The sequence below is a fragment of the Alkalispirillum mobile genome, from assembly GCF_003664325.1.
Lineage (GTDB): Bacteria > Pseudomonadota > Gammaproteobacteria > Nitrococcales > Halorhodospiraceae > Alkalilimnicola > Alkalilimnicola mobilis.
In genome coordinates this window covers 1,103,397-1,124,669 of record NZ_RCDA01000001.1, presented here as the reverse complement: position 1 = coordinate 1,124,669, position 21,273 = coordinate 1,103,397, and the positions used below count along the sequence as shown (strand labels likewise).

Below are 21,273 nucleotides of genomic sequence, written 5' to 3'. Positions count from 1 at the left end.
GGCGTGGATACAGGAACCCCGATGCCCGTCAATGACTGCCTGGACCGCTACCGCGAGGTGGTGGATGACTGGCCGGCCTTCCGGGCCGCGGTCTCCACGCCCCTCCCCACCACGATCTGGGCCCATCCCGAGCGCATCAGCCGCGACGCGCTGCAGGCGCTGCTGGCAGAGGACGGGGTGGAAGCCAAGCCGGTAGGCTGGCACCCGCGCGCCCTGCGCCTGGCCGAGGGGCTGCGCCCGGGGGTGCACTGGGGCCAGGCCGCCGGGCTGTACCACGCCCAGGAGGAGGCGAGCATGGTGCCGGTCACCCTGCTGGACCCGCAGTCCGGCCACCGGGTGCTGGACCTGTGCGCCGCGCCGGGTAACAAGACCGCGCAGGCCGCGCTGGCACTGGGCAACCGCGGCACCGTGGTGGCCAATGACGTGGCCAAGGGGCGTTTAGCGGCCATCCGCCACCTGATCAAGCGGCTGGGCCTGATGAACGTCTCGGTCACCTGCCGCCCGGCGCAGGACTACTCGCCGCAGGCCGGCGGGTTCGACCGCATCATCGCCGACGTGCCCTGCACCTGCGAGGGCACGGTGCGCAAGTCCAGCCAGCGCTCCGCGCAGGCGCTGTGCGAGACCCGCGAGCGCCTGACCAGCCGCCAGGTGGCCATTCTGGACAAGGCCGTGCGCCTGTGTCGGCCCGGCGGGCGGATCGTCTACTCCACCTGCACCTTCGCCCCGGAGGAGAACGAGCAGGTGGTGGACACCCTGCTGCGCCGTTATCCGGACGACCTGCGGCTGCTGCCGGTGAGCCTGCCGGGGCTGCACCTTTCTTCCGGGCTGACCGAATGGCAGGGGCAGAGCTTCCTGCCCGCCCTGGTGAATGCTGCGCGCCTCTGGCCGCACCACAACAACACCGGCGGGTTCTTCATAGCACTACTCGAAAAGGTCGGGGGCAGTTGCCGCGAAGCGGAACGTGCCGAGGAGGTGCCCGCCGACGATCACTGGATCCGCGGCATCCTGCAGCGCTACGCCATTCCCGACACGGTGCTGGAGGGTCTGCGCCTGGTGCACCGCGGGCGCAAGTACGCCCAGCTGATCGCCGCCGACCACGAGCCGCCGGTCCGGCCGGAGCGCGCCTTCTTCGGTTTGCCGACGGTGGGCGTGCAGGTCAAACCGCCCAAATTGACCACTGCCGGGGTGATGGCGCTGGCCCCTCATGTCCGGCGCAATGTGGTGGATCTGGATGATGTGCAGGCCCAGGGCTATACCGCCCGTCAGGTGGTCACGCTACGGCCGGGGCAGGGCATTGAGCTGGGTGAGAGCGGCTCAGTGGTGGTGCGCCGCCGAGGTTATGGCCTGGGGCTGGGTGTCGTCAGCCCGGTGGAGCAGGATGGCAGCCGCCAGCTGACCAGCCTGTACCCGCGGAGCTGGGCCTCAGAGGTGTCCTGAGCGGCTGCCTTCGGGGACCATGAGCGGGGAGCGTCGCCCGAGGTTTGCGGTCAGCGTTGGTGCCGCCAGATGCGCAGCCGCGTGATGACGTACCAGGCGAAGCCGCCCAGTACCAGTACGTGGGGCAGGCTCGCCTCCAGGTCACTGACCGGGCTGTCGCTGCGCCACTGCACTATCAGCCAGATGACGCCGGCCAGAATGACCAGCAGGGCGGCGATGATGTGGAGCATCAGGTGGCGGGGCGTCGGTTTCGGGTCCATGGGCGTGGTGTGTGTCGTCCGTCGAAGGCGCACATTGTAGCGATCCCCGGGTTGCCGTGCAGCGGTTGCACCGGGCCGGCCGGTTGCGCCGGGGTGCAATCCTGCAGAGAATACTCGGCTTTTCGCCCACTGCTTACCCCGGACCACGCCGTATGCTTGCCGAACTGTTCGCTGTCATGGCCCCCGTGCTCGCCGGTGCCGGGCTGGGGTTCACTTGGGTGAAGCTCGGTCACCCCTACCCGGTGGATTTTGTCACCCGCCTGGTATTCAACATCGGCACGCCGGCGCTGGTGCTGGCAGCGGTCTCCGGGGCGGACATCGATCTGGGCGGCTTTGGCCGCACCATGCTGGCCACGGCACTGGTGGTGCTGGCGATGGGGGCGGCGACGGTGTTCATGGCTCGGCTGCTGAACAGGGACTGGCGCGTGGTACTGGCGCCGATGATGTACCCCAACACCGGCAACATGGGGCTCCCGGTGGTGCTCTACGCCTTCGGCGGTACCGGCTTCGCCTTCGGCATCACGGTGATGATCACCGTTACCCTGTTCCAGTTCACCCTGGGGACGGTCATGGCCAGCCGGGGCAACCCCCTGAAGACCCTCGTTCGGACCCCCACCGTCTACGCCATCGTCATCGTGGTGGCGCTCCTGATCACCGACACCGATCTGCCCCTTTGGCTGGACAACACCGTGGACCTGATCTCCGGTTTCACCGTGCCGCTGATGCTGATCACGCTGGGCGTTTCCCTGGGCAGCATCCAGGTGACCAGCCTGATGTCGGGGGTGACCTTCAGCCTGTTGCGGATCCCGGTGGCAGCGCTACTGGCCTGGGGCGTGGGCTATATGGTGGGGTTGCCGCCCATGGCCCACGCCATCCTGATCCTGCAGATGAGCATGCCGGTGGCGGTGTTCAATTACCTGTTTGCGGTACGCGCGGACCGTGAACCGGAGTACGTGGCCAGCCTGGTCTTCGTCTCCACGTTGCTGTCTTTGGTCTATCTGCCGGTGCTGCTGGCCATTCTGATGTAAGTGAACGGAATCAGTCATCCTCCACTGGCAGGCCAGCGGCCTTCCACTCCGGGTAGCCGGACTCCAGCCGCAGCGCCCGGACACCCCGCTCGCGTAGCAGTCGCACCGCGTCGTGGGAGAGGGCGCAGTAGGGGCCGCGGCAGTAGGCGACTACCTCGCGGCCCTCAGGCAGGTCCCGCAGCCGCCGCTCCAGTTCCCGGGCGGGGATGTTGATGGCACCCGGTAGGTGGCCCACGCGGTATTCCTCTTCCGGGCGCACGTCCAGCAGGGTCACTGAACCCTCCCGGACCCGCTCTAGTAGATCATCCGTGGGCAGGGCCTCCAGCGCCTCCGAGCCATCAAAGTAGTCCTGAACCAGCCGCTGCACCTCGGAGAGGTTGTTTTCAGCTACGGCGCGCAGGCTGTTGACCAGGTTGACCACGTCGTCGCCGGCCACCCGGTAGTGGATGTACTTGCCCTCACGACGGGTGCGGACCAGCCCGGCGCGGCGCAGGTGCTGCAGGTGTTGGGAGACGGTGGCCAGGCGCAGGCCGGTCAGTTGGGTGAGGGTCTCCACCGTCCGCTCGCCCTGGGCGACATGCTCCAGCAGTTCCAGCCGGTAGGCATGGCCCAGGGCCTTGCCGACGGTGGCGATCTGGGCGAGGAGGTCGCGCTTGCGGGTGGTTTCGGGGGTGTCGGTCATGGTTATTCCTGCGTTGCTGCCGCCCGCGCGTCTGGGGCAGCTTGGGCCAGCGGGCCTAGTCTATGTCGATCGGGGGCGGCGTGCACATGGGACCGTATAAAAACCATCCGGTGTCTTCTGCCTGCCGTTGGCGCCGACCACGGCGTCGGCCATCAGAAAGACATCGACCCGGTGCAACACTAACCGAGTACAGAGAGGCCGCCGGGCGTGACGGTATGGATCCGGAGCTGGAGGTTGGCAAGCCCGTGTTAATAAATTAAGATCAACGAATATATTGATCGACTGGCCGCCGGATGTGCCCATTCGCGGTCGTGAGCCGAATTACCCAACGAGGAGCGGAGGGCGACCATGCCTATCGACGTGTCTGCACAGGATTTCAACGACAAGGTACTGAATAGTGACCGGCCGGTGCTGGTCGATTTCTGGGCCCCTTGGTGCGGCCCCTGCAAGATGGTGGCGCCGATCCTGGACGAACTGGCCGAGGAGTTGGGTGACCGGCTGACCATCGCCAAGGTCAACGTCGACCACAACCAGGAGCTGGCCGCTCAGTACGGCCTGCGCGGGGTGCCCACGCTGATGCTGTTCAACGGCGGCGAGTTGGTCAGCCAACAGGTCGGTGTGCTCAACAAGGCGCAGCTGCGGGACTGGGTGGAACAGCACGCCAGCGAGGGTCAGTCCGGCTGATCACCGCCCGCAGGCCCCGGGCGCCGGGGCCCCCAGCATTCCCTTGATACGAAGGAGATCGCCCCATGAGCGAGCCACGCCATGTCCCGCTGCTGATTCTGGGCTCCGGCCCGGCGGGCTACACCGCCGCTGTCTATGCCGCCCGCGCCAACCTCAATCCGGTGCTGGTGACCGGGATGGAGATGGGCGGCCAGCTCACCACCACCACCGACGTGGACAACTGGCCCGGTGACGCGGAGGGCGTTCAGGGCCCGGAACTGATGGAGCGCATGAAGGCGCACGCCGAGCGTTTTAACACCGAGGTGGTGTTCGACCATATCCACACGGCCCATCTCACTGACAAGCCTTTGAGGTTGGAAGGGGACGCCGGCCAGTACACCTGTGATGCGCTGATCATCGCCACCGGCGCCTCGGCGCAGTACCTGGGGCTCGCCTCCGAGCAAGCCTTTATGGGCAAGGGCGTTTCCGCCTGCGCCACCTGCGACGGTTTTTTCTACAAGCAGAAGCCGGTGGCCGTGGTCGGGGGTGGCAACACCGCGGTGGAGGAGGCGCTGTACCTGTCCAACATCGCCTCCCACGTCACCCTCATCCACCGCCGCGACAAGCTGCGCGCCGAGAAGATTCTGCAGGACAAGCTGTTCGAGAAGGTGGCGGCGGGGGCGATCACCGTCCGCTGGGATACGACCCTGGACGAGGTGCTGGGCGATGACAGCGGCGTGACCGGCCTGCGGCTCCGTTCCACCAGGGATGACAGCACCGATGAGCTGGCCGTGGACGGCGTGTTCATCGCCATCGGCCACAAGCCCAACACGGACCTGTTCGAAGGACAGCTGGAGATGGAGAACGGCTATATCCAGGTGCGCAGCGGTCTGAACGGCAACGCCACGGCCAGCAGCGTGCCTGGTGTTTTCGCCGCCGGCGATGTCTCCGACCACGTCTATCGCCAGGCGGTCACCTCAGCCGGGACCGGCTGCATGGCTGCGCTGGACGCTGAGCGCTACCTGGACAACCTGGACCACGACACCCGCTGACCATGAACTTTTTTCAGATCCTGTCGAAGATCACGGGCAAGCTCACCCTTGCCATACCCGCCATGATGCTCGCGGGCTTCGCCTTCGGGGCACTGGCCCCGAGTGGCTGGCTGCAGACGCTGATCCTGCCGCTGACGTTCCTGATGGTCTACCCGATGATGGTCAACCTGAAGGTGCGCTCCGTACTGGAAGGGGTCGACGGGCGGGCCCAGGGGCTGGCGTTATTGGTGAACTTCGGCGTTATTCCCTTCATCGCCTTTGCCCTGGGGCTGCTGTTCCTGGCCGACCACCCCTATTTCGCCCTGGGGCTGCTGCTGGCAGCCCTGCTGCCCACCAGCGGCATGACCATCGCCTGGACCGGTTTCGCCAAGGGCAACGTGCCGGCCGCCATCAAGATGACGGTGATCGGGCTGCTGGTAGGCTCGTTGGCCACACCGTTCTACGTGCAGTGGCTGATGGGCGCCGAGGTGCCGGTGGACCTGCTGACGGTCTTCCGCCAGATCGTCATCATCGTGCTGCTGCCGCTGATTGCCGGGCAAATCACCCAGTACTACCTGCGCCGGCGGTACGGGCAGGCGGGCTATCAGAAGCAGTGGGCCCCGCGTTTCCCGCCGCTCTCGTCCCTGGGGGTGCTGGGCATTGTCTTCGTGGCCATGGCCCTGAAGGCGGAGGACCTGATCGCCAACCCCGGTGACCTGCTGACCATCGCTGTGCCGGTCATCCTGCTTTACCTGATCAACTATGCCATGAGCACCGGCATCGCCCGGGTACTGCTGGGTCGGGGTGAGGGCATCGCGCTGGTCTACGGGACCGTGATGCGCAACCTGTCCATTGCCCTGGCGCTGGCCATGAACGCCTTCGGTGAGGCGGGTGCCGATGCGGCCCTGGTGGTGGCGTTGGCGTTCATCATCCAGGTTCAATCGGCCGCCTGGTCGGTGAAACTGACTGACCGGGTGTTCGGTAAAGCACCAGCGGAGGCTTAGGCGCCTGACCCCTGTCGTTCCCCCCGGAGCGCGGCTCCGGCTTGCCCCCACGGTGACTGTCCCGGATATCGAGATGAGTGTTTCCTAAAAAAGTGATACATTTTGTCTCGAATGAAGGGAATGAAGTCGTGATGGCCCGCGACGCGGCGATTACGCGAGCGGGCCCGATAGCAGGGTGGGAACGATGGGGGTGTTATGGAGTCGTTGGTCACAAGTGGTGAATTAACCCCGGGAATCGTGGCTTACGCCACCCTGGCTGTCTTTCTGGCGGGCATCGTGCGCGGTTACACCGGGTTTGGCTTTAGTGCATTGGTACTGCTACTGCTCTCCCTGGTGTTTCCCCCGGCCGCCGTTGTGCCCGTGCTCCTTCTGCTGGAGATAATCGCCAGCCTGCACATGCTTCCCGCGGTATGGCGTCAGGTTGACCGGCGAATCCTGACCTGGCTGATGCTGGGGTCCTGTATCAGCGTGCCGGCTGGGGTGTTTCTGCTGGCCAGCCTGCCGGATGACATGATGAGGCTGATCATCTCCCTGCTCGTCTTGGCCTCCGCCTTGCTGCTCTGGACGGGGTTCCGGTTTCGATCGGAGGCCGGCCGGGGCCTGGTGTTCGGCACGGGTATCGTGTCCGGTGCCATGACCGGGGCGGCGGGCGTCGGCGGGCTGATCGTGGTGGTGATGTTCCTGTCGGCCAACGTCTCCATCGTCGTGGTCCGGGCCACGATGGTCGCCTTTCTATTGCTGAAGGATATCCTGACGATTGGGGTCGCCGGCGCCTACGCGCTGGTCAGCACCTATACGTTGCTGGTGGCTGGCGCCATGGTGGTGCCGCTGTTCATCGGTATCAAGGTGGGGCACCGGCTGTTCAACGTGGCCAACCCGGACCGCTTCAAGCAGTTTGTGCTGGTGCTGTTGATGGTGCTCTCCGTGGCCGGGGTGGCGCGGGCTATCCTCAGTTAGCGGAAGCTGTGCCCTCCTGATCGTGAATGATCGTGGCCAGTTTGTCAGCGGACTCCTGCAGCAGGGGGATATGCGTTTTCAGGTCGGCCAGCGATTTACGGAACACCGGGGCATGGATGGACACGGCGGCAATTGGCGGGCCGGCCGGTGGCGGTATGGGGACCGAAACGGCGACCATGCCCTCGATGAACTCCTGGTTGTCGGTGCCCACCCGCGCCTTGCGAATGGTCTCGAGTTCCGCCTCAAGTTCTGTGGGGTCCGTGATGGTATGCGGCGTCCAGGAACTCAGTGGCAACGTCGACAGCAGCCTGCGCCGCACCCGTTTGGGTTGGAGGCTGGTGAGGAGTTTTCCGGTTGCCGTGCAGTGCAGGGGGACCTCGGAGCCGATGGCCAGCCGGATGCTCAACGGCCACGCGGAATCGATCCGGTCGATGTAGGTGATGTGGTTGCCATCCATCACCACCAAGTTACAGGCCTCGCCCGCCGTCGCCGCAATACGCTCCAGGATGGCATGGCGGGGGGCTTTTGCCGCCTTGCTCTGCAGCACCCGGCAGGCCACCCGGTTCAGGACCGGGCCCGGCGTGAAGCTGCGGCCGTCGGTGTCACGGACCAGGTAACCCTGCTGCTCCAGCAGGGTCAGCAGGCGGTGCGCCGTGGGCTTGGGCAGGTCCACCGTCTCGGTGACCAGGGGCAGATCCACCGGCCCGTCCGCTTCCACGACAGCACTCAGAATGCGCAACAACCGCTCACCGGTTGATCCTTTGGCTCTCTGCTTTTTCTCCATTTCTGATCCCCGGCGGGATGAGCCCGCATCGTTTGCTCCCTGATTTTCCCGAGGAAGATACCACATGGCCTGCCTCGGAGCGGTGGCGGTGCCCGACGCAAAAAAGGGACGCCCGATGGTCACGGGCATCCCTCTCAGGCGTCGCATTGGGTGCCGCCGCCTTCATCGTCCGCCAAATTGAATCAGCCAGGTGGACAGCGGCGGGTAAAACGCGATGATCATCCAGGCGATGAGCAGCACTACGAGGTAGGGCATGATGAATGGCACCAGCCTTAGATACGAGATGCCAGTAATGCCACTGGCCACGTACAGGTTCAGCCCGTAGGGCGGGGTGATGAAGCCAATGGCAGCCCCCACCAGGAAGATCACGGCGAAGTGCGCGGGATCCACCCCGATGCTGACAGCGATGGGTGCCAGGATGGGTGCCAGGATGATGGTAACCGGAAGGCTCTCCAGCACCGTCCCGAAGATCAGCACCGTGATCATGCAAGCGATCAGGATGGTGTAGTACCCACCGAGACCGGTCAGCAGGTCGGTGATCACGGCGCCAGCTCCAAGGATGGAGAGCAACTGCTGCATGACCACGGACACGGCGATCAGCGGGCAAAGCATGCCGGCAATCTGGCCCGACCGCATCATCACGTCGGGTAGCTTGGTGATCTTAATCTCGCGGGTGACCAGCATGCCGGCCAACAGGCAGAAGCCAACGGTCATCCCTGCCGCCTCGGTCGGGGAAAAGGCGCCGGAATAAATCCCGTAAAGAACGATGCCGATGGCGAGGAAGCCCAGGTAGGCCTTGGCACCCGTGCGCATCACCCGCTTGCCCTCCAGGCGAATGATCTTGCCCCAGGAGAACTTGTACGACACCAGGAAGCAGGCGAGCTGCATTGCGGCAACCATCAGGATGCCGGGCAGCATGCCGGCGATGAACAGGTCGATAATCGACAGGTTCATCAAAAAGCCGTAGACGATGAAGATGATACTGGGCGGGATGATGATCCCGACCACACCGCCTGCCGCGGCCGTGGCGGCCGAGAATCGACCGTCATAGCCGTTTTTCCGCATTTCGGGATCCATTATGGAGCCGATGGTCGCCGTGGTTGCCGAGTTGGAACCCGAGATCGCCGCGAACATACCGCAGGCCCCGAGGGTTGCCATCCCCATACCACCGCGAATCCAGCCGAGCAGCGCGTATGCGAAGTCGGCCAGCCGCTTGGCAATACCGCCTGCCTTGATCAAGTCACCGGTCAGGACAAACAGCGGCAGCGCCAGCAAGGCGAATGAACTCAGACCGGTGAAAAGTGTTCCGCCCAGGTTGGCCAACGTAAAATCAATAACGATGCTGACACCGATGATCCAGAAACCAATGACCAGGAAAATGGGCACGCCCAGCATAAACAGCGTGAACACACCCAGAGATACCAATGTAATAAGCGTGCCGTCACTCATTGGATCGACTCCGGTTAATCAAACAATGATTGTTGTACGCGGAACGGTTCACCACGACGGAATGTAATGGTGTCCTGAATCATGTTTTGTATTGACCGAATGATGATCAATCCAAAGCCAACTGGCGTGGCAAGGTAAAACCACCATTGCATCCAGTTGTCCGTCCCGGAAACGGTGGCCCAGTTCATATATGACGAATGAACCTGCAGGCCGGACCAATAAATAACGATAACGCTGAAGGTGATCCAGAGGATTCCATCCAGCATGAACGAGGCGTATTGCCCCCAATGAGGCAGCCGCGCCCGAACCTCCGTAAATGTGAGATGCGCCCGTTTCTTGACGTTATAGGCTGCCCCCAGCCAGGTCAGCCAGAGAAACATGTAAACGGGAACAGAGGTGCTCCAGGCAAACGATCCGCCCGTTGTGAATCGGCGAACCACCTCTACGAAAATGATGCCGGCCATCAGGCCGTAGGCAACGATTATGAAGCATTTCTCAATGTTTCTATCCAGCCAGAACAAGGGGTAAAAAAGCATTTTTTTCAATGACCCCTGCTTGGCAGTCTGGCCCATTACAGCCTGGCTGCGATCAGTATCCTGAGACATAAGAGTACCCTTACCCGATGGGTAATACGCAACACTCCATTGCGGGCATCGCTCGCAATGGCAAACCATGAGGGGCTGCTGCGCGGACTAAGCTCAGTCCGCGCAGCAGCGGGTTTGGGTTACGCGTTATTCCACCAGCGCCGCGGTTTGACGTTGGCGACAGGCATATCGCTGGGAATCTCCCTCGCGATAGCGTGTATTTCCTTGTACACGTCATGCCCGCCGGACCAGTCATTCAGGCGGTCACGCCAGCGCTCCCACGGCTCGGGGTTATACTCGGGTGCGCATAGCTCCTCGGCTTTGCGGATCTCTTCTTCCGGGAGTCGTGCCACCCTGACTTCGTTTTTGCCGAACAGGGTATGGGGTTCGGGATCCGGGTAAGCACCCACGATATCGGTAAGTGCCGATTCATGAACGCCCTGGACATGGACCTGCGCGGTGTATGCAGACTCCATGACCGCGTCCTGCAGCTCCGAGGAGAGAGAATCGAATTTGCGCACGTCCATGGCGGTGTGTTCGGTGCCACAGAAGAACCGTAGATCCACCGCCTGGCTGAGTACCGGCGTCAGGCCGGAGTAGGCGGCGGCACCCATCCAGGTCTCGGCACCGTCGATCAGACCCTGGCGAAGGGCATCTAGCGTCTCCTCCCAGGCGACAGGACGGGGGTTCAGGTCGAGCAGCTGCATGGCGATGCGCCCGAGCTGGGTGCCCGTGACACGGTTGCGGGTGCCCTGGATGTCCTCGAGTTTGGAGACCGTCGGCTCATCCCGGAACGTGCGGCCCATCATCAGGCCGCGGAGCTCACAGTGGGTAAAGAGGAAGTGCAGGTTGTGCCGCTGGCGCAGCGGCTCACGGAGCAGTTCCTCGCTTTTGGGGTGGTAGAAGAAGTAGTACTGGGAGGCCCGGCTGGGGAACATGTAGGCGAAGTCCAGCACGTTGTAGTAGGGGGCCCCGTCTGCGGAGTTCTGCGTAGATGCCGAGAAGACGTCCACCACACCCTGCTGGGTGTTGTTTACGCAGTCCAGCTGGTTGCAGATCTGGTTGCTGCCGATGAACTCGACCCGAATCTTGCCTTCAGTCCGCTCCTCCAGATCCTGTACCCAGAACAGCTGGCCGGATTTCTGGATGTCAAGGTTGTCCTCGTTGAAACCGGATGCGCCAAAGCGCCAGGTCACCTCGGGAGAGTTGCGAGTGCGTCTATCGTTGGTCTTCTCTGCAGCTTTTGCCAGCTGGGGTGCTGTGACAAGGCCGGTGAGACCGGATGCAGCGATCAAGGTCGACGTCAGGCCGTAGCGGCCAGCGATTCCCAGGAAGTCCCGGCGAGACACGCCTTTCAGCTTGTTGATCATGGGTTCTCCTCCCAACCTCTGACGCCTCTTTGGGCGCCCTTGTCTAGTAGTTGTATTGCCCGCAAAAATGAAACGGACAATCTCACTCTTGCACACTCAGGACGTTTGTCAACAAAAAATTGTGCGGAAAAGTTGCAAGAAAATTGATGTTATTGCCTCTCACGCCGAAGTGCACTGCAGCCTTTGCAATGCCTCCGACATGCTCTACAGTGAAACACAGTGTCTCAAAAAACAAGCAAAAGACCTCTTGGGGCAGTGGGTCACACACTGCCCGGGCGGCTGACCACGAAGGGGGAGAGGGTATGGAGAGCAAGCAATACGACTTTGTCGTTGTCGGAGCGGGTTCTGCGGGTTGCGTTCTGGCCAATCGCCTCAGCGAGGATGGTCGGTACTCCGTGCTGTTGCTGGAGGCCGGGCCCGTCGATAACTATCCGTGGATTCACGTCCCCATTGGTTACGGGAAGACGATGTTCCACCCCACGCTGAACTGGGGCTACACCACGGAGCCTGACGAGGGCATCGCCGGCCGGCGGATGTACTGGCCCCGCGGCAAGGTGCTGGGTGGTTCCAGTTCAATCAACGGGCTGATCTATGTCCGCGGTCAGGCCGAGGACTTCGATGACTGGGCAGCGATGGGCAACCCCGGATGGGGGTGGGACCAGGTGCTGCCATACTTCCGTCGGTCGGAGGACCAGGAGCGAGGAGAGGATGCCTATCATGGTGCCGGAGGGCCCCTTGCGGTGTCGTCTGTCCATGAGAATCACCCGCTGGTGGAGGCGTTCATCAGCGCGGGCGAGCAGGCCGGCTTTCCCAGGTCCGAGGACTTTAATGGTGCGAGCCAGGAGGGTGTCGGCTACTTCCAGCTGACGACTAAAAATGGTCGCCGGTGCAGCTCCGCCAAGGCCTTTCTACGCCCGGCCAGGCAACGCTCCAATCTCACGGTGGAGACGAATGCCCAGACCAACGGTCTCGTGATTGAGGGTAACCGGGTGCTGGGTGTCAGGTACCGGAAGGAGGACACCGACTTCACGGTGCATGCGCGCCGGGAGGTGGTTCTGTCTGCCGGCGCCATCAATTCGCCTCAGATCATGGAGCTCTCGGGGATCGGAGACCCCGAAATCCTCAAGGAGGCCGGGTTGCCGGTGGTGCACCCGATGAAGGGTGTGGGTCGTAACCTGCAGGACCACCTCCAGGCGCGAATCATCAGTCGCTGCACCCAGTCGATCACCACCAACGATGACCTGGCGAGCATGGTGCGCAAGGCGCGGATCGGTCTGAAGTACCTGTTGTTCCGCAGGGGGCCCCTTGCGGTTGGCATCAACCAGGCCGGCGGCTTTGTCAAAACCAACGACGCGGATAGCCGTCCGGATATCCAGTTCCACTTCGGCACGCTGAGTTCCGACAAGCCCGGGGCGCCGGTGCACGAGTTCCCCGGTTTCACCCTGTCTTCGTGCCAGCTTCGTCCCGAGAGCCGGGGTGAGGTGCACGTCGCATCCAACGACCCGTACGAGTACCCGCGCATTCACCCGAACTATCTGTCCGAGGAGAAGGACTGTGAGGTTATGATCGCCGGCTTCCGGCTGTCCCGCCGTATCCTGGAGAAGCCGGCGATGCAGCCGTTCGTGGCGGAGGAGCACTCGCCCGGGCGGGACATTCAGAGCGACGATGAGATCCTTGATTACCTCCGCCGGGACGCCACCACCATTTTCCATCCCACCGGCACATGCAGGATGGGCCGCGCCGAGGATGACATGTCGGTAGTGGATGCCCGGCTCCGGGTCCACGGCCTCGAGGGGCTGCGGGTGGCGGATGCCTCGATCATGCCGACGATTGTCTCGGGCAACACCAACGCCGCCTGCATCATGATCGGCGAGAAGGCATCCGATATGATTCTGGAGGATGCCGCCGAAGCGGTGTGCAACCAGGCTGCATCCGCCTGAGTCAGCGCAGCGTGCGTGAATCCGGCGCCCGGTCAGCGAAGATCAATACCTCGACCGGGCGCCGCGACGGCCGGGCCCGCAGCCGGCGACCGTCAGGACGGCAGCAAGGCGGTCAACTTCTCGTAAAGCGCCACCTGTTCGGTTTGAAATTGAATGCCCAGTTCGATTCGGGACTGATCAGCGTGACAGCGGCGGACCACGCCCTCGATCTGCCGAGGGGTTTCTTCGTCGGTGGTGGGAATGCGCAGTTCTACCTGCGGGGCGTGTTCAGGATCCGGTGCGGCTACACCGGCCGAGCGCACCAGCACCACCTGACAGCCCCCGGCGCTGATATCGATGATGCTTGCATCATGTCCTGTGCCCTGCAACTTGAGATGGCAAGGGATGAACGTGTCCAGTCGCCGCGACTGGCGGACGCTGTGGGCTTCAACACGCTCCGGCCAGTTCAGGAAAACCAGCGGCAGCGGCTCCACCACGGTACCGCTGACGAAGGTCCGGAACCCGAAGATGACCCCGTCGTGCAGGTAGCGCACGAGCAGCGGGTCGCCATAGGAGAAGAGCCGCCTCAGCCGTCCGGAGCCTTCCAAGCCGACAGCCTGCACGATCAGGCAGCGATCCTTGACCATGCCGGCCAGCTTGGCCTTGATCCGCATGCCGCTGTTGGGCCCGGTGATCTGCAGGCTGTTGCCGAGTTCGATCGCCAGGCGTGAGCCGTCTTCGCTGGCGCTTTCCGCCGGGGGTTTGGCGTCCATTATCCCGTCCTGATCTGTGCCGACCCGGCCAAGGATGCAGTAGTTTGCACCCATCTGCCAAGTGTCGCACGCAAGTCCTGCTCATCAGGTGAGGTAATGGCGCGCGCACCCTCTCCCAGTAGCGGTCTGAGCTTACAAGACCCGACGCCGGATTGCCGAGGACACCTGCTCGAACCCGATGACCACCACCAGGATGACCAGGATGATCGTGAGCGCCTGGTCGTAGCGGAACATGCGCATCGCGGTGGACAGCTCCACGCCGATGCCGCCTGCGCCCACCAGCCCGAGAACGACTGCGGAACGGATGGCCTTCTCCACGCCGTAAAGGCTGGTGGCCGTCAGCGACGCCATGGATTCCGGAATGATTGCGCCAAAAATCACCGAGAGGCGGCCGCTGCCGGTGGAGGACAACGCCTCCGACGGCCCGGGACTGATCTCTTCGATCCGTTCGGAGAAAAAGCGGGCGCAGAAACCGATGGTGTCCATGATGATGGCCAGAATGCCGGCCAGCGGCCCGAGGCCCACGGCCACCACGAAGATCAGCGCCCAGACCAGCTCCGGTACGGTGCGCAGGGTGGCAACGACCATCCGGCTGAGCCACCGGACAAAGCCGTTGGGCGAGGTGTTGGACGAACAGAGCAGGGCGATGGGCAGGCTCAATATGACACCGAAGGTCACCCCGACTAGCGCCATGTTCACCGTCTCCAGCATCGCCTTGGCAATGGGGGTCAGGCGGCTGGTGTCCGGCGGCCAGGCCTGCGCGAAAAAGGTGCCCAGGTTGCCGAACCCCTGAACCATGCGGGCCAGGGTGACATCGGCGGATAAAAACCCCTGGATGAAAAACGCGGCAAAGCCGACCAGGATCACCCAGCTGAACACCGAAGGGGAGGTGAAGCGCGGCGGTGCCAGTGCCGCGACGCGTTGATCTACCGTAGACATGCGGAATACCCGGAGTTGGTTGAATCAGGAGGCGACGGCGATTGGCTCGCGCTGCGGGGTGCCGGAGCCGCCGGGCTCGCCCGGCTGGCCGTCCACGCGAACCTCGCCGTGGTACAGGGTTTCTAGCTCATCGGCGGAAAAGCCGGATGCGGGGCCGTCCAGTTCGACCCGTCCGGCCTTCATGCCGATCACCCGATCGCCGTAGGCCAGCGCCACATCCAGCTGGTGCAGGGTGCAGATCACCGTCATGCCCTCCTCGCGGATGACCTCCCAGAGCAGGTCCATGACCTCGCGGCCGGCGCGGGGGTCCAGACTGGCGATGGGCTCATCGGCCAGCACCACCTCGGGGCCCTGCATCAGCATTCGCGCGATGGCCACCCGCTGTTGCTGTCCGCCGGAGAGGGTATCGGCTCGTTGCCCCGCTCTGTCCGCGAGCCCCACCCGATCCAGGCAGTGTATGGCCCGGTCGCGCTCCTCGGCCGGGGCAAGGGGTTGAGCCACGCGCAGGATCCCGAGCCGGTGTCGGCCCAATGCGCCGTAGAGCACGTTCTGCAGCACACTGCAGTTGCCCACCAGGTTGAATCGCTGGAACACCATGCCTACCCGACGGCGCATCTGTTTCATTTCCCGGCGGCCGGCCTGGCGCACGTCCGTCTCAACCATCCGGATTTGCCCGGCATCCGGCCGGGTCAGACCGATCAGGCAGCGCATCAGCGTGGACTTGCCGCAGCCATTGGCCCCGAGCAGGATCGCCCCTTCGCCGGCGGGTACGTTGAAATCCAGCCCGCGGAGCACATGCACCTTGCCGAAGTGTTTCTGCAGCCCCCGGACCTCAATCGGATTCATCGTTGAATACCTCCAGGCCCCTCGACCGTTGTCCTCGGGGCGGAATGGAAAAGGCCCGGGGACAGTGCCCGGGCCCGGGTTCTCACCAATGCGGTATCAGTCGAGGGGCAGACCCACCAGGTCGTAGGCCTCGGTGATCATGTCGAACTCGGCCTCGGTCAGGTCGTTGACGAAGCGGGCCTCGGTGTACTTGTCCCGCTCGCCCGGCCCGAGGATCGCGTCCATCAGCGATTCCGCGTCAGCCATGATCTGCTCGTTGACGTGTGCCACGCAGGCTTCGTCCAGACCGCCGCGGGCGACGAAGATGTCCCGGGGCATGGTGTCGCTCTCGGCGATCACGCGGTAAGCACCCTCCGGGTCGCGCTCTTTGAGTCGGGCCACGTCCCGCACGCCACTGCCCATGGCGTCCACGTCCCGGTTGATCAGGGCCTCGAAGCGGGCGCCGTCCAGCAGGTGCGTGTTCAGATCACGGTCCAGATCCAACCCGGCCTCCACCAGCATCCAGGAGGGCACGATGTGACCGGTGGTGGAGCCCGGATCCTTCAGGGCCACCTCCTTGCCGCGCAGGTCATCCAGGCTGTGGATGTCGCTATCGGCGTGGACGACGAACGCGGTGCCGTACTCGGCCCGCTCGATGCCCACCATCATCTGGACGTCCTGCCGGGCACGCATCACCGCGTACTCCGACGGGCCGGCCAGGATGATGTCCACCTGGTCGAATTGCAGGGCGTTCACGGCGGCCGTGCGGTCGCTCACCGGAAAGAATTCAATCTCCGATCCAACCGCCTCGCCCAACGCATCACCAAAGGGGCCGAAGGCGCGGACCATCTCTTCCATGCCCTCGATGCCGGTGTCCGCGAAGCGCAGGGTGTCCGGGCAGGGGCCCGCCCAGGTGGCCGTGGTGGTGAAGCCGGCCGTCAGGGCCAGTGCAGTGCTCAGGATGGTCTTTTTCATTTCAGTCCTACCGGTAACTTGGGGTTTCGGTTTGCGTGCCCGGCCTGTCTGCTCAGGCGGGGCAAACCCTCGCAAGCCCGGGTGACCATTCCGTGTCCCTTCGATGACGGAACCATGACGGGGCGCGGTTATGTGGTCTGCTTGGTGTCCCGATGCAACAGGGCGTCGCGGGAAGGCAACGAGTCATGGAATAGCCACCGCTTCGTCACGGATCCGTAATGCCCCTTCCTTATCGTCCCGGCCTGTCGACGGCACGGCTCTCCCGAGCACTCTGCCGTTGGCTCGATGCCACAAGATGATCAATTGAGGAGGGGTTAATGAAACCCGTGACCTACACCAGTCGTATCGCCGTGGCCCTGGGGCTGGGCCTGGCGGTCAGCCTGCCCGCCGCCGCTGATGTCACCTTTGACCCGCGCGGCCGCCTGCATCTGGACGCAGCCGCACACAACACGGATAACGTGGAAGATGAGTTCCAGGACGGGTTTCTCGTCCGTCGTGCCCGGCTGGGTGGTAGCGGCTCTCTGGGGAGTGGCTGGGACTATCAGCTGGAGTTCGACTTTGGCGGTGACGGCGACAGCTTCAGCTACAACGACCTGAAGATCAGCCGCGCCCTGGGTGCCGGCACCCTGCAGATCGGCCAGTTCAAGGTGCCCCAGGGGATGGAGACCCTGACCAGCTCCAACCGGATGACCTTCATCGAGCGGGCCTCTTCCCAGGCGTTCACCGACTCCCGCCGCATTGGTGTGGGGTACGATCAGTCCGGCGACAACTACCATTTCGCCCTGATGGGTTACAGCCACGCGATCGGTGATGACCCCGACGGCGATGCGCCGCTGGGGGCTGCCGGCCGCGCCACCTTCAACCCGATCACCGGCAACCAGACCCTGCACCTGGGCGCTTCCCTGTCCCATGAGCGGCTGGACAGTGATACCCGTGAGGGTGCGGTGCGCTTCCGCGACCGGCCGGAATCCCGCCCCACCGAGGGCACTCGTCTGATCGACACCGGGGGCATCGATGCCAAGTCCACCACCAAGGGTGGCCTGGAGCTGGGCTTCCTGAGCGGTCCCTTCCACATGAGCGCCGAATACCTGCGGGCCGACATCAATGGCGACGGCGATCAGCGCGATCTCACTTTCGATGGCTGGCACGTGCAGGCCGGTTATGTTCTGACCGGCGAGACGCGGGGCTACCGACCCACCGGCTTCCGTACCATCAGTCCGGCGAGCTCCGCCGGCGCCTGGGAGATTGCGGCCCGCTACAGCTCCGTCGACCTCAATGACCGGGACGTCCGGGGCGGCGAGCAGAAGAACGTGACCTTGGCGCTGAACTACTACGTCAACGACAACCTGCGCTTCATGGCCAACTACATCATGGTGGACGTGGACGACAGTGCACAGGTCGAGAGCCTGACGGACGGGGCCTCCGACGAGGACAGCCCCAACATCTTCCTGGCACGGATGCAGTACAACTTCTGATCGGCCTGGTTGACCTCAGAACCAGCGGCACCATTCCGCCGGCGGGGCTTAGCCCTGCCGGCGGTTTTCTATGTGGGCCTCGCATTCACGGTACGCCCGCCGGGGTGTTTCCCGTTGCCACGCTACAGGGTGATCAACACCCCGCCGCCGGCGAGCAGGATCACGACTCCCCAGGCCGGTAGCTTCCAGACGGTGAGCAGCAGAAACCCCGCCAGGGCCAGCGCGGACTCGTGGGGCCCGAGGATGGCGCCGGTCCAGACCGGGTCGTAAAGCGCTGCCCCCAGGATGCCCACCACCGCGGCATTGGCCCCCCGCATCAGGGATCGGGCGTGGTGCCATTGGCGAAACCGGTCCCAGTGGGGCAGCACCGCCACCAGGAGCAGCAGCCCCGGAATGAAGATCACGACCAACGCCAGGAGGGCGCCGAGCCATGCCGAGGGCACCGGCGAGATCAGCGCGCCCAGGTAGGCGGCGAAGGTGAACAGCGGCCCCGGCACGGCCTGCGCCGCACCATAACCGGCGAGGAATTCATCCGCCGTCACCCAGCCGGACTGGACCACCTCGGCCTCCAGCAAGGGCAGCACCACGTGGCCGCCGCCGAACACCAGTGCGCCGGCGCGGTAAAAGGCATCGATGACCGCCAGGGTCGGCACCGGCAGGGCCCAGACCAGCAGCGGCAGACCGACCAGCAGCGCGACGAAGACCAGCCCGGCGAGGTTGCCGGCGCGTGGGGATACCGGTACCGACAACCGGCCGCCGTCACCCCCGGCCTGATCGCGACACAGCAGCAGTCCGGCCAGGCCGCCCAGGGCGATCGCCGAGACCTGGCCCAAGGGCCCGCTCATCAACACCACAGTGAAAACGGCGGCAAGGGCGATGCCCGCCCGGCGGCCGTCCGGACAGAGGTTGCGCGCCATGCCCCAGACCGCATGGGCCACGATCGCCACGGCGGTGACCTTCAGTCCGTGGATGATGCCGAGACTGACCGGGCCCTCCAGGGTCGAGGCGCCCAGCGCGAACAGGACCAGTACGATAGCCGAGGGGAGTGTGAAGGCGGTCCAGGCAGCCACGGCACCCCACGCCCCGCCCCGCATCAGCCCCAATGCGAAGCCGACCTGGCTGCTGGCCGGTCCTGGCAGGAATTGGCAGAGCGCCACCAGATCGGCGTAGGCCTGCTCCGAGAGCCAGCGCCTGCGGAGCACGAACTCCGTGCGGAAGTAGCCCAGGTGGGCTATTGGGCCGCCGAAGGAGGTGAGCCCGAGTAACAGGAACGCGGTGAAGACTTCTCTTACGCGTCCGACCGGTCCGGCGGCGTGCGGCATATCATGAGTGCTCTACCCAGTCGCGGAAAACGGTGCGGAGCCGCGCCACCCCTTTGCGGCGCTGCTCGCGGATCACTCGCAGTTTAGCGTGTATTTCGTCCTGCTCCGAGGGCGTGATATCGGTCCGCAGCTTGCTCTCCAGCTTCCGCTGCTTGCCACGCAGGTCGCGCAGGACCTTGCGGAGCGCCTGCATCTCATCCCACGTCTTGCTGCGCCCGTTCTGGCGGAGAAGATCGTCCAGGCGGTTGAGGAGAGTATGGGTCTTCATCAGGGCTGACTCCCCGCCTGTGTCGCGGTACCAGGCGAATTCCGTTGGGTTGTCCCGCCAAGATAAAGCGTGATCGTGACGTCAAGATGAGCCTTTTGTTGCTGCTCCGCTGTCACGGTGGGTTCATTAAATGGTCACAGGCAGTCGTTAGGCTCCGCCTCTCGTTTCTCCGGAGGCAAACGGAATGACGGCTGCGATCTCGAGCGACTCGTTGCGTAAATCCTTCGATGGCCGGGCTGTACTGCGCGATATTTCCTTCGAGTTGCCCGCCGGCCAGTGTCTGGTACTGCTGGGCCCCAGCGGTTGCGGCAAGAGCACATTGCTGAACATCGTCACCGGCATGCTGCAGGCGGATGGCGGCGAGTTGTGGTGTGACGGCCAACTTCTGGACTCGTCGGCTCGCGCCGTCCACCGCCCCATGAAGAAGCGCGGCTTCGCGATGGTTTTCCAGGACTTCAGTCTCTGGCCGCACATGACCGTGGCCGACAATGTGGCCTTCGGGCTCAGGGTCCAGGGCGTTCGCGGGGCCGAGCGGCGCAAGCGGGTGGCCGACGCGCTTGAGCAGGTGCAGATGGACGAGCTGGCAGACCGCAAGCCCAACACCCTGTCCGGTGGTCAGGCACAGCGGGTGGCGATTGCCCGGGCCATCGCCGTCCGGCCCCGCCTGCTCCTGCTCGACGAGCCGCTATCTGCCCTGGATGCCAAGCTGCGGGACGAGCTGAAAGTGGAGATCAGTGCGCTTATCCGGAAGACCGGCGTGACGGCGCTCTACGTCACCCACGACCAGGCGGAGGCCTTTACCCTGGCCGCCCGAGCCTCGTTCGCGCCGGTCCTGGACAGCCAGCGGGGTGTCTGGAGCCACCTGGGCGCGTCCTTCAACTACCGCGAGAACGCCTACGAATACGAGAAATCCCGGGGCAGGGAGCGTGAGTACGAGGACGTCCGCATGCGCACCCGCCTGGGTACCCGCGCAGTGGATGGTCGGATGATCGGCGAGAATGACATGGAGGCGGTCAGCGACTGGACGACCTACGCCCTGGAGGGCGCTTTCGGCGTCGGCCCGTTCTCTTTGCAGGGTGAGTATATCCGACAGGAACTCAACAGGGACGAGGATTCCCGCGGCTTTGATGACCCGGATGTCACCAAGATGGAGCATGATGGGTTCTACATTCAGGCCAGCTACTTCCTGACCGGGGAGCAGCGGAACTATCGTGCGTTCAGCGGGGACTTCGGTGCGACCGAGATCCTGCGGCCACTCAGCGCCGGGGGGCGCGGCGGCGTTGAACTGCTCGCACGCTTTGCCCGGGCTGATTCCTACGAGCATCACGAGCCGGACGATCGCCAGAAGCTGGATCACTGGACCATCGGGCTGAACTGGTATCCCGAGAACGACATTGTTCTTAAGCTCAACGCCATGTATGTCGACGCGGAGCGGGGAGAGCGGGGCATTGGTGAGGGACGCAAGACCTGGGACAGCATGGTTTATGCTGCGCGGTTCCAGTACGAGTTCTGATCAAGCTTCGGGCCT

General features: G+C 64.1%; 21 protein-coding genes. 9 read left to right on the top strand and 12 right to left on the bottom strand.

Going from position 1 to position 21,273, the window contains the following annotated elements; translation table 11 throughout:
• The first annotated feature begins 21 nt into the window (after positions 1–21).
• Positions 22–1,437 (top strand): RsmB/NOP family class I SAM-dependent RNA methyltransferase, encoded by a 1,416-nt coding sequence (locus DFR31_RS05155; RefSeq protein WP_121441559.1) that lies wholly within the window; start codon positions 22–24, stop codon positions 1,435–1,437.
• Between the two features lie 50 nt (positions 1,438–1,487).
• Here DFR31_RS05155 and DFR31_RS05150 read toward each other — a convergent pair whose 3' ends face one another.
• A complete protein-coding gene (locus DFR31_RS05150) occupies positions 1,488–1,697 on the bottom strand; it encodes a hypothetical protein (RefSeq protein WP_121441558.1) in 210 nt (69 codons plus the stop codon).
• Positions 1,698–1,849: 152 nt separating this feature from the next.
• Here DFR31_RS05150 and DFR31_RS05145 point away from each other — a divergent pair, with 152 nt between their 5' ends.
• Positions 1,850–2,725, top strand: a complete 876-nt coding sequence (locus tag DFR31_RS05145; protein ID WP_121441557.1) for an AEC family transporter — start codon at positions 1,850–1,852, stop codon at positions 2,723–2,725.
• A 10-nt stretch (positions 2,726–2,735) separates the two neighbouring features.
• Here DFR31_RS05145 and DFR31_RS05140 read toward each other — a convergent pair whose 3' ends face one another.
• Entirely contained in the window at positions 2,736–3,407 is a 672-nt protein-coding gene (locus DFR31_RS05140) for an ArsR/SmtB family transcription factor (protein WP_121441556.1), read from the bottom strand.
• Between the two features lie 348 nt (positions 3,408–3,755).
• Between DFR31_RS05140 and trxA the strand changes: the two genes are divergently transcribed.
• From trxA to DFR31_RS05120, 4 genes are all read left to right on the top strand, one after another.
• Positions 3,756–4,091, top strand: coding sequence for a thioredoxin (gene trxA / locus DFR31_RS05135; protein WP_121441555.1), 336 nt, complete (start codon positions 3,756–3,758; stop codon positions 4,089–4,091).
• A 65-nt stretch (positions 4,092–4,156) separates the two neighbouring features.
• Positions 4,157–5,122: a thioredoxin-disulfide reductase gene (gene trxB, locus DFR31_RS05130; protein ID WP_121441554.1), complete on the top strand. Its 966-nt coding sequence runs from the start codon at positions 4,157–4,159 to the stop codon at positions 5,120–5,122.
• A gap of 2 nt (positions 5,123–5,124) precedes the next feature.
• A complete protein-coding gene (locus DFR31_RS05125) occupies positions 5,125–6,105 on the top strand; it encodes an arsenic resistance protein (protein ID WP_121441553.1) in 981 nt (326 codons plus the stop codon).
• 237 nt (positions 6,106–6,342) lie between these two features.
• Positions 6,343–7,062, top strand: a complete 720-nt coding sequence (locus DFR31_RS05120) for a sulfite exporter TauE/SafE family protein (RefSeq protein WP_170153600.1) — start codon at positions 6,343–6,345, stop codon at positions 7,060–7,062.
• Here DFR31_RS05120 and DFR31_RS05115 read toward each other — a convergent pair.
• The 4 genes from DFR31_RS05115 to DFR31_RS05100 form a co-directional block, all read right to left on the bottom strand.
• Positions 7,055–7,846, bottom strand: coding sequence for an IclR family transcriptional regulator (locus DFR31_RS05115; RefSeq protein WP_170153599.1), 792 nt, complete (start codon positions 7,844–7,846; stop codon positions 7,055–7,057). The two genes, DFR31_RS05120 and DFR31_RS05115, sit on opposite strands and share 8 nt — an antisense overlap.
• Positions 7,847–8,008: 162 nt before the next feature.
• Entirely contained in the window at positions 8,009–9,295 is a 1,287-nt protein-coding gene (locus DFR31_RS05110; protein ID WP_121441550.1) for a TRAP transporter large permease, read from the bottom strand.
• Positions 9,296–9,309: 14 nt separating this feature from the next.
• Positions 9,310–9,900, bottom strand: a complete 591-nt coding sequence (locus tag DFR31_RS05105) for a TRAP transporter small permease (RefSeq protein ID WP_211328236.1) — start codon at positions 9,898–9,900, stop codon at positions 9,310–9,312.
• Positions 9,901–10,019: 119 nt separating this feature from the next.
• Complete coding sequence (locus DFR31_RS05100) at positions 10,020–11,249, bottom strand: TRAP transporter substrate-binding protein (RefSeq protein WP_170153598.1); 1,230 nt, start codon at positions 11,247–11,249, stop codon at positions 10,020–10,022.
• A 302-nt stretch (positions 11,250–11,551) separates the two neighbouring features.
• On the opposite strand from DFR31_RS05100, the gene DFR31_RS05095 reads away from it, so the two are divergent.
• Positions 11,552–13,189 (top strand): GMC family oxidoreductase, encoded by a 1,638-nt coding sequence (locus DFR31_RS05095; protein WP_121441549.1) that lies wholly within the window; start codon positions 11,552–11,554, stop codon positions 13,187–13,189.
• Between the two features lie 92 nt (positions 13,190–13,281).
• On the opposite strand, the gene DFR31_RS05090 is transcribed toward DFR31_RS05095, so the two are convergent.
• From DFR31_RS05090 to DFR31_RS05075, 4 genes are all read right to left on the bottom strand, one after another.
• Positions 13,282–13,995, bottom strand: a complete 714-nt coding sequence (locus DFR31_RS05090) for a flagellar brake protein (RefSeq protein ID WP_121441548.1) — start codon at positions 13,993–13,995, stop codon at positions 13,282–13,284.
• Between the two features lie 78 nt (positions 13,996–14,073).
• The gene (gene phnE / locus DFR31_RS05085; RefSeq protein ID WP_121441547.1) at positions 14,074–14,880 is read right to left on the bottom strand and encodes a phosphonate ABC transporter, permease protein PhnE; all 807 of its coding nucleotides are present in this window, start codon (positions 14,878–14,880) and stop codon (positions 14,074–14,076) included.
• A 24-nt stretch (positions 14,881–14,904) separates the two neighbouring features.
• Positions 14,905–15,726: a phosphonate ABC transporter ATP-binding protein gene (phnC, locus tag DFR31_RS05080; RefSeq protein WP_121441546.1), complete on the bottom strand. Its 822-nt coding sequence runs from the start codon at positions 15,724–15,726 to the stop codon at positions 14,905–14,907.
• Between the two features lie 96 nt (positions 15,727–15,822).
• Positions 15,823–16,680 (bottom strand): phosphate/phosphite/phosphonate ABC transporter substrate-binding protein, encoded by an 858-nt coding sequence (locus tag DFR31_RS05075; protein WP_121441545.1) that lies wholly within the window; start codon positions 16,678–16,680, stop codon positions 15,823–15,825.
• A 317-nt stretch (positions 16,681–16,997) separates the two neighbouring features.
• Between DFR31_RS05075 and DFR31_RS05070 the strand changes: the two genes are divergently transcribed.
• Complete coding sequence (locus DFR31_RS05070; protein WP_121441544.1) at positions 16,998–18,155, top strand: OprO/OprP family phosphate-selective porin; 1,158 nt, start codon at positions 16,998–17,000, stop codon at positions 18,153–18,155.
• Between the two features lie 122 nt (positions 18,156–18,277).
• On the opposite strand, the gene chrA is transcribed toward DFR31_RS05070, so the two are convergent.
• Positions 18,278–19,477 (bottom strand): chromate efflux transporter, encoded by a 1,200-nt coding sequence (gene chrA / locus DFR31_RS05065; RefSeq protein WP_121441543.1) that lies wholly within the window; start codon positions 19,475–19,477, stop codon positions 18,278–18,280.
• A 1-nt stretch (position 19,478) separates the two neighbouring features.
• On the bottom strand, positions 19,479–19,745 hold the full coding sequence (locus tag DFR31_RS05060) for a hypothetical protein (RefSeq protein ID WP_121441542.1): 267 nt from the start codon (positions 19,743–19,745) through the stop codon (positions 19,479–19,481).
• A gap of 184 nt (positions 19,746–19,929) precedes the next feature.
• Here DFR31_RS05060 and DFR31_RS05055 point away from each other — a divergent pair, with 184 nt between their 5' ends.
• Positions 19,930–21,258, top strand: a complete 1,329-nt coding sequence (locus DFR31_RS05055; protein WP_121441541.1) for a porin — start codon at positions 19,930–19,932, stop codon at positions 21,256–21,258.
• Positions 21,259–21,273: the final 15 nt, after the last annotated feature.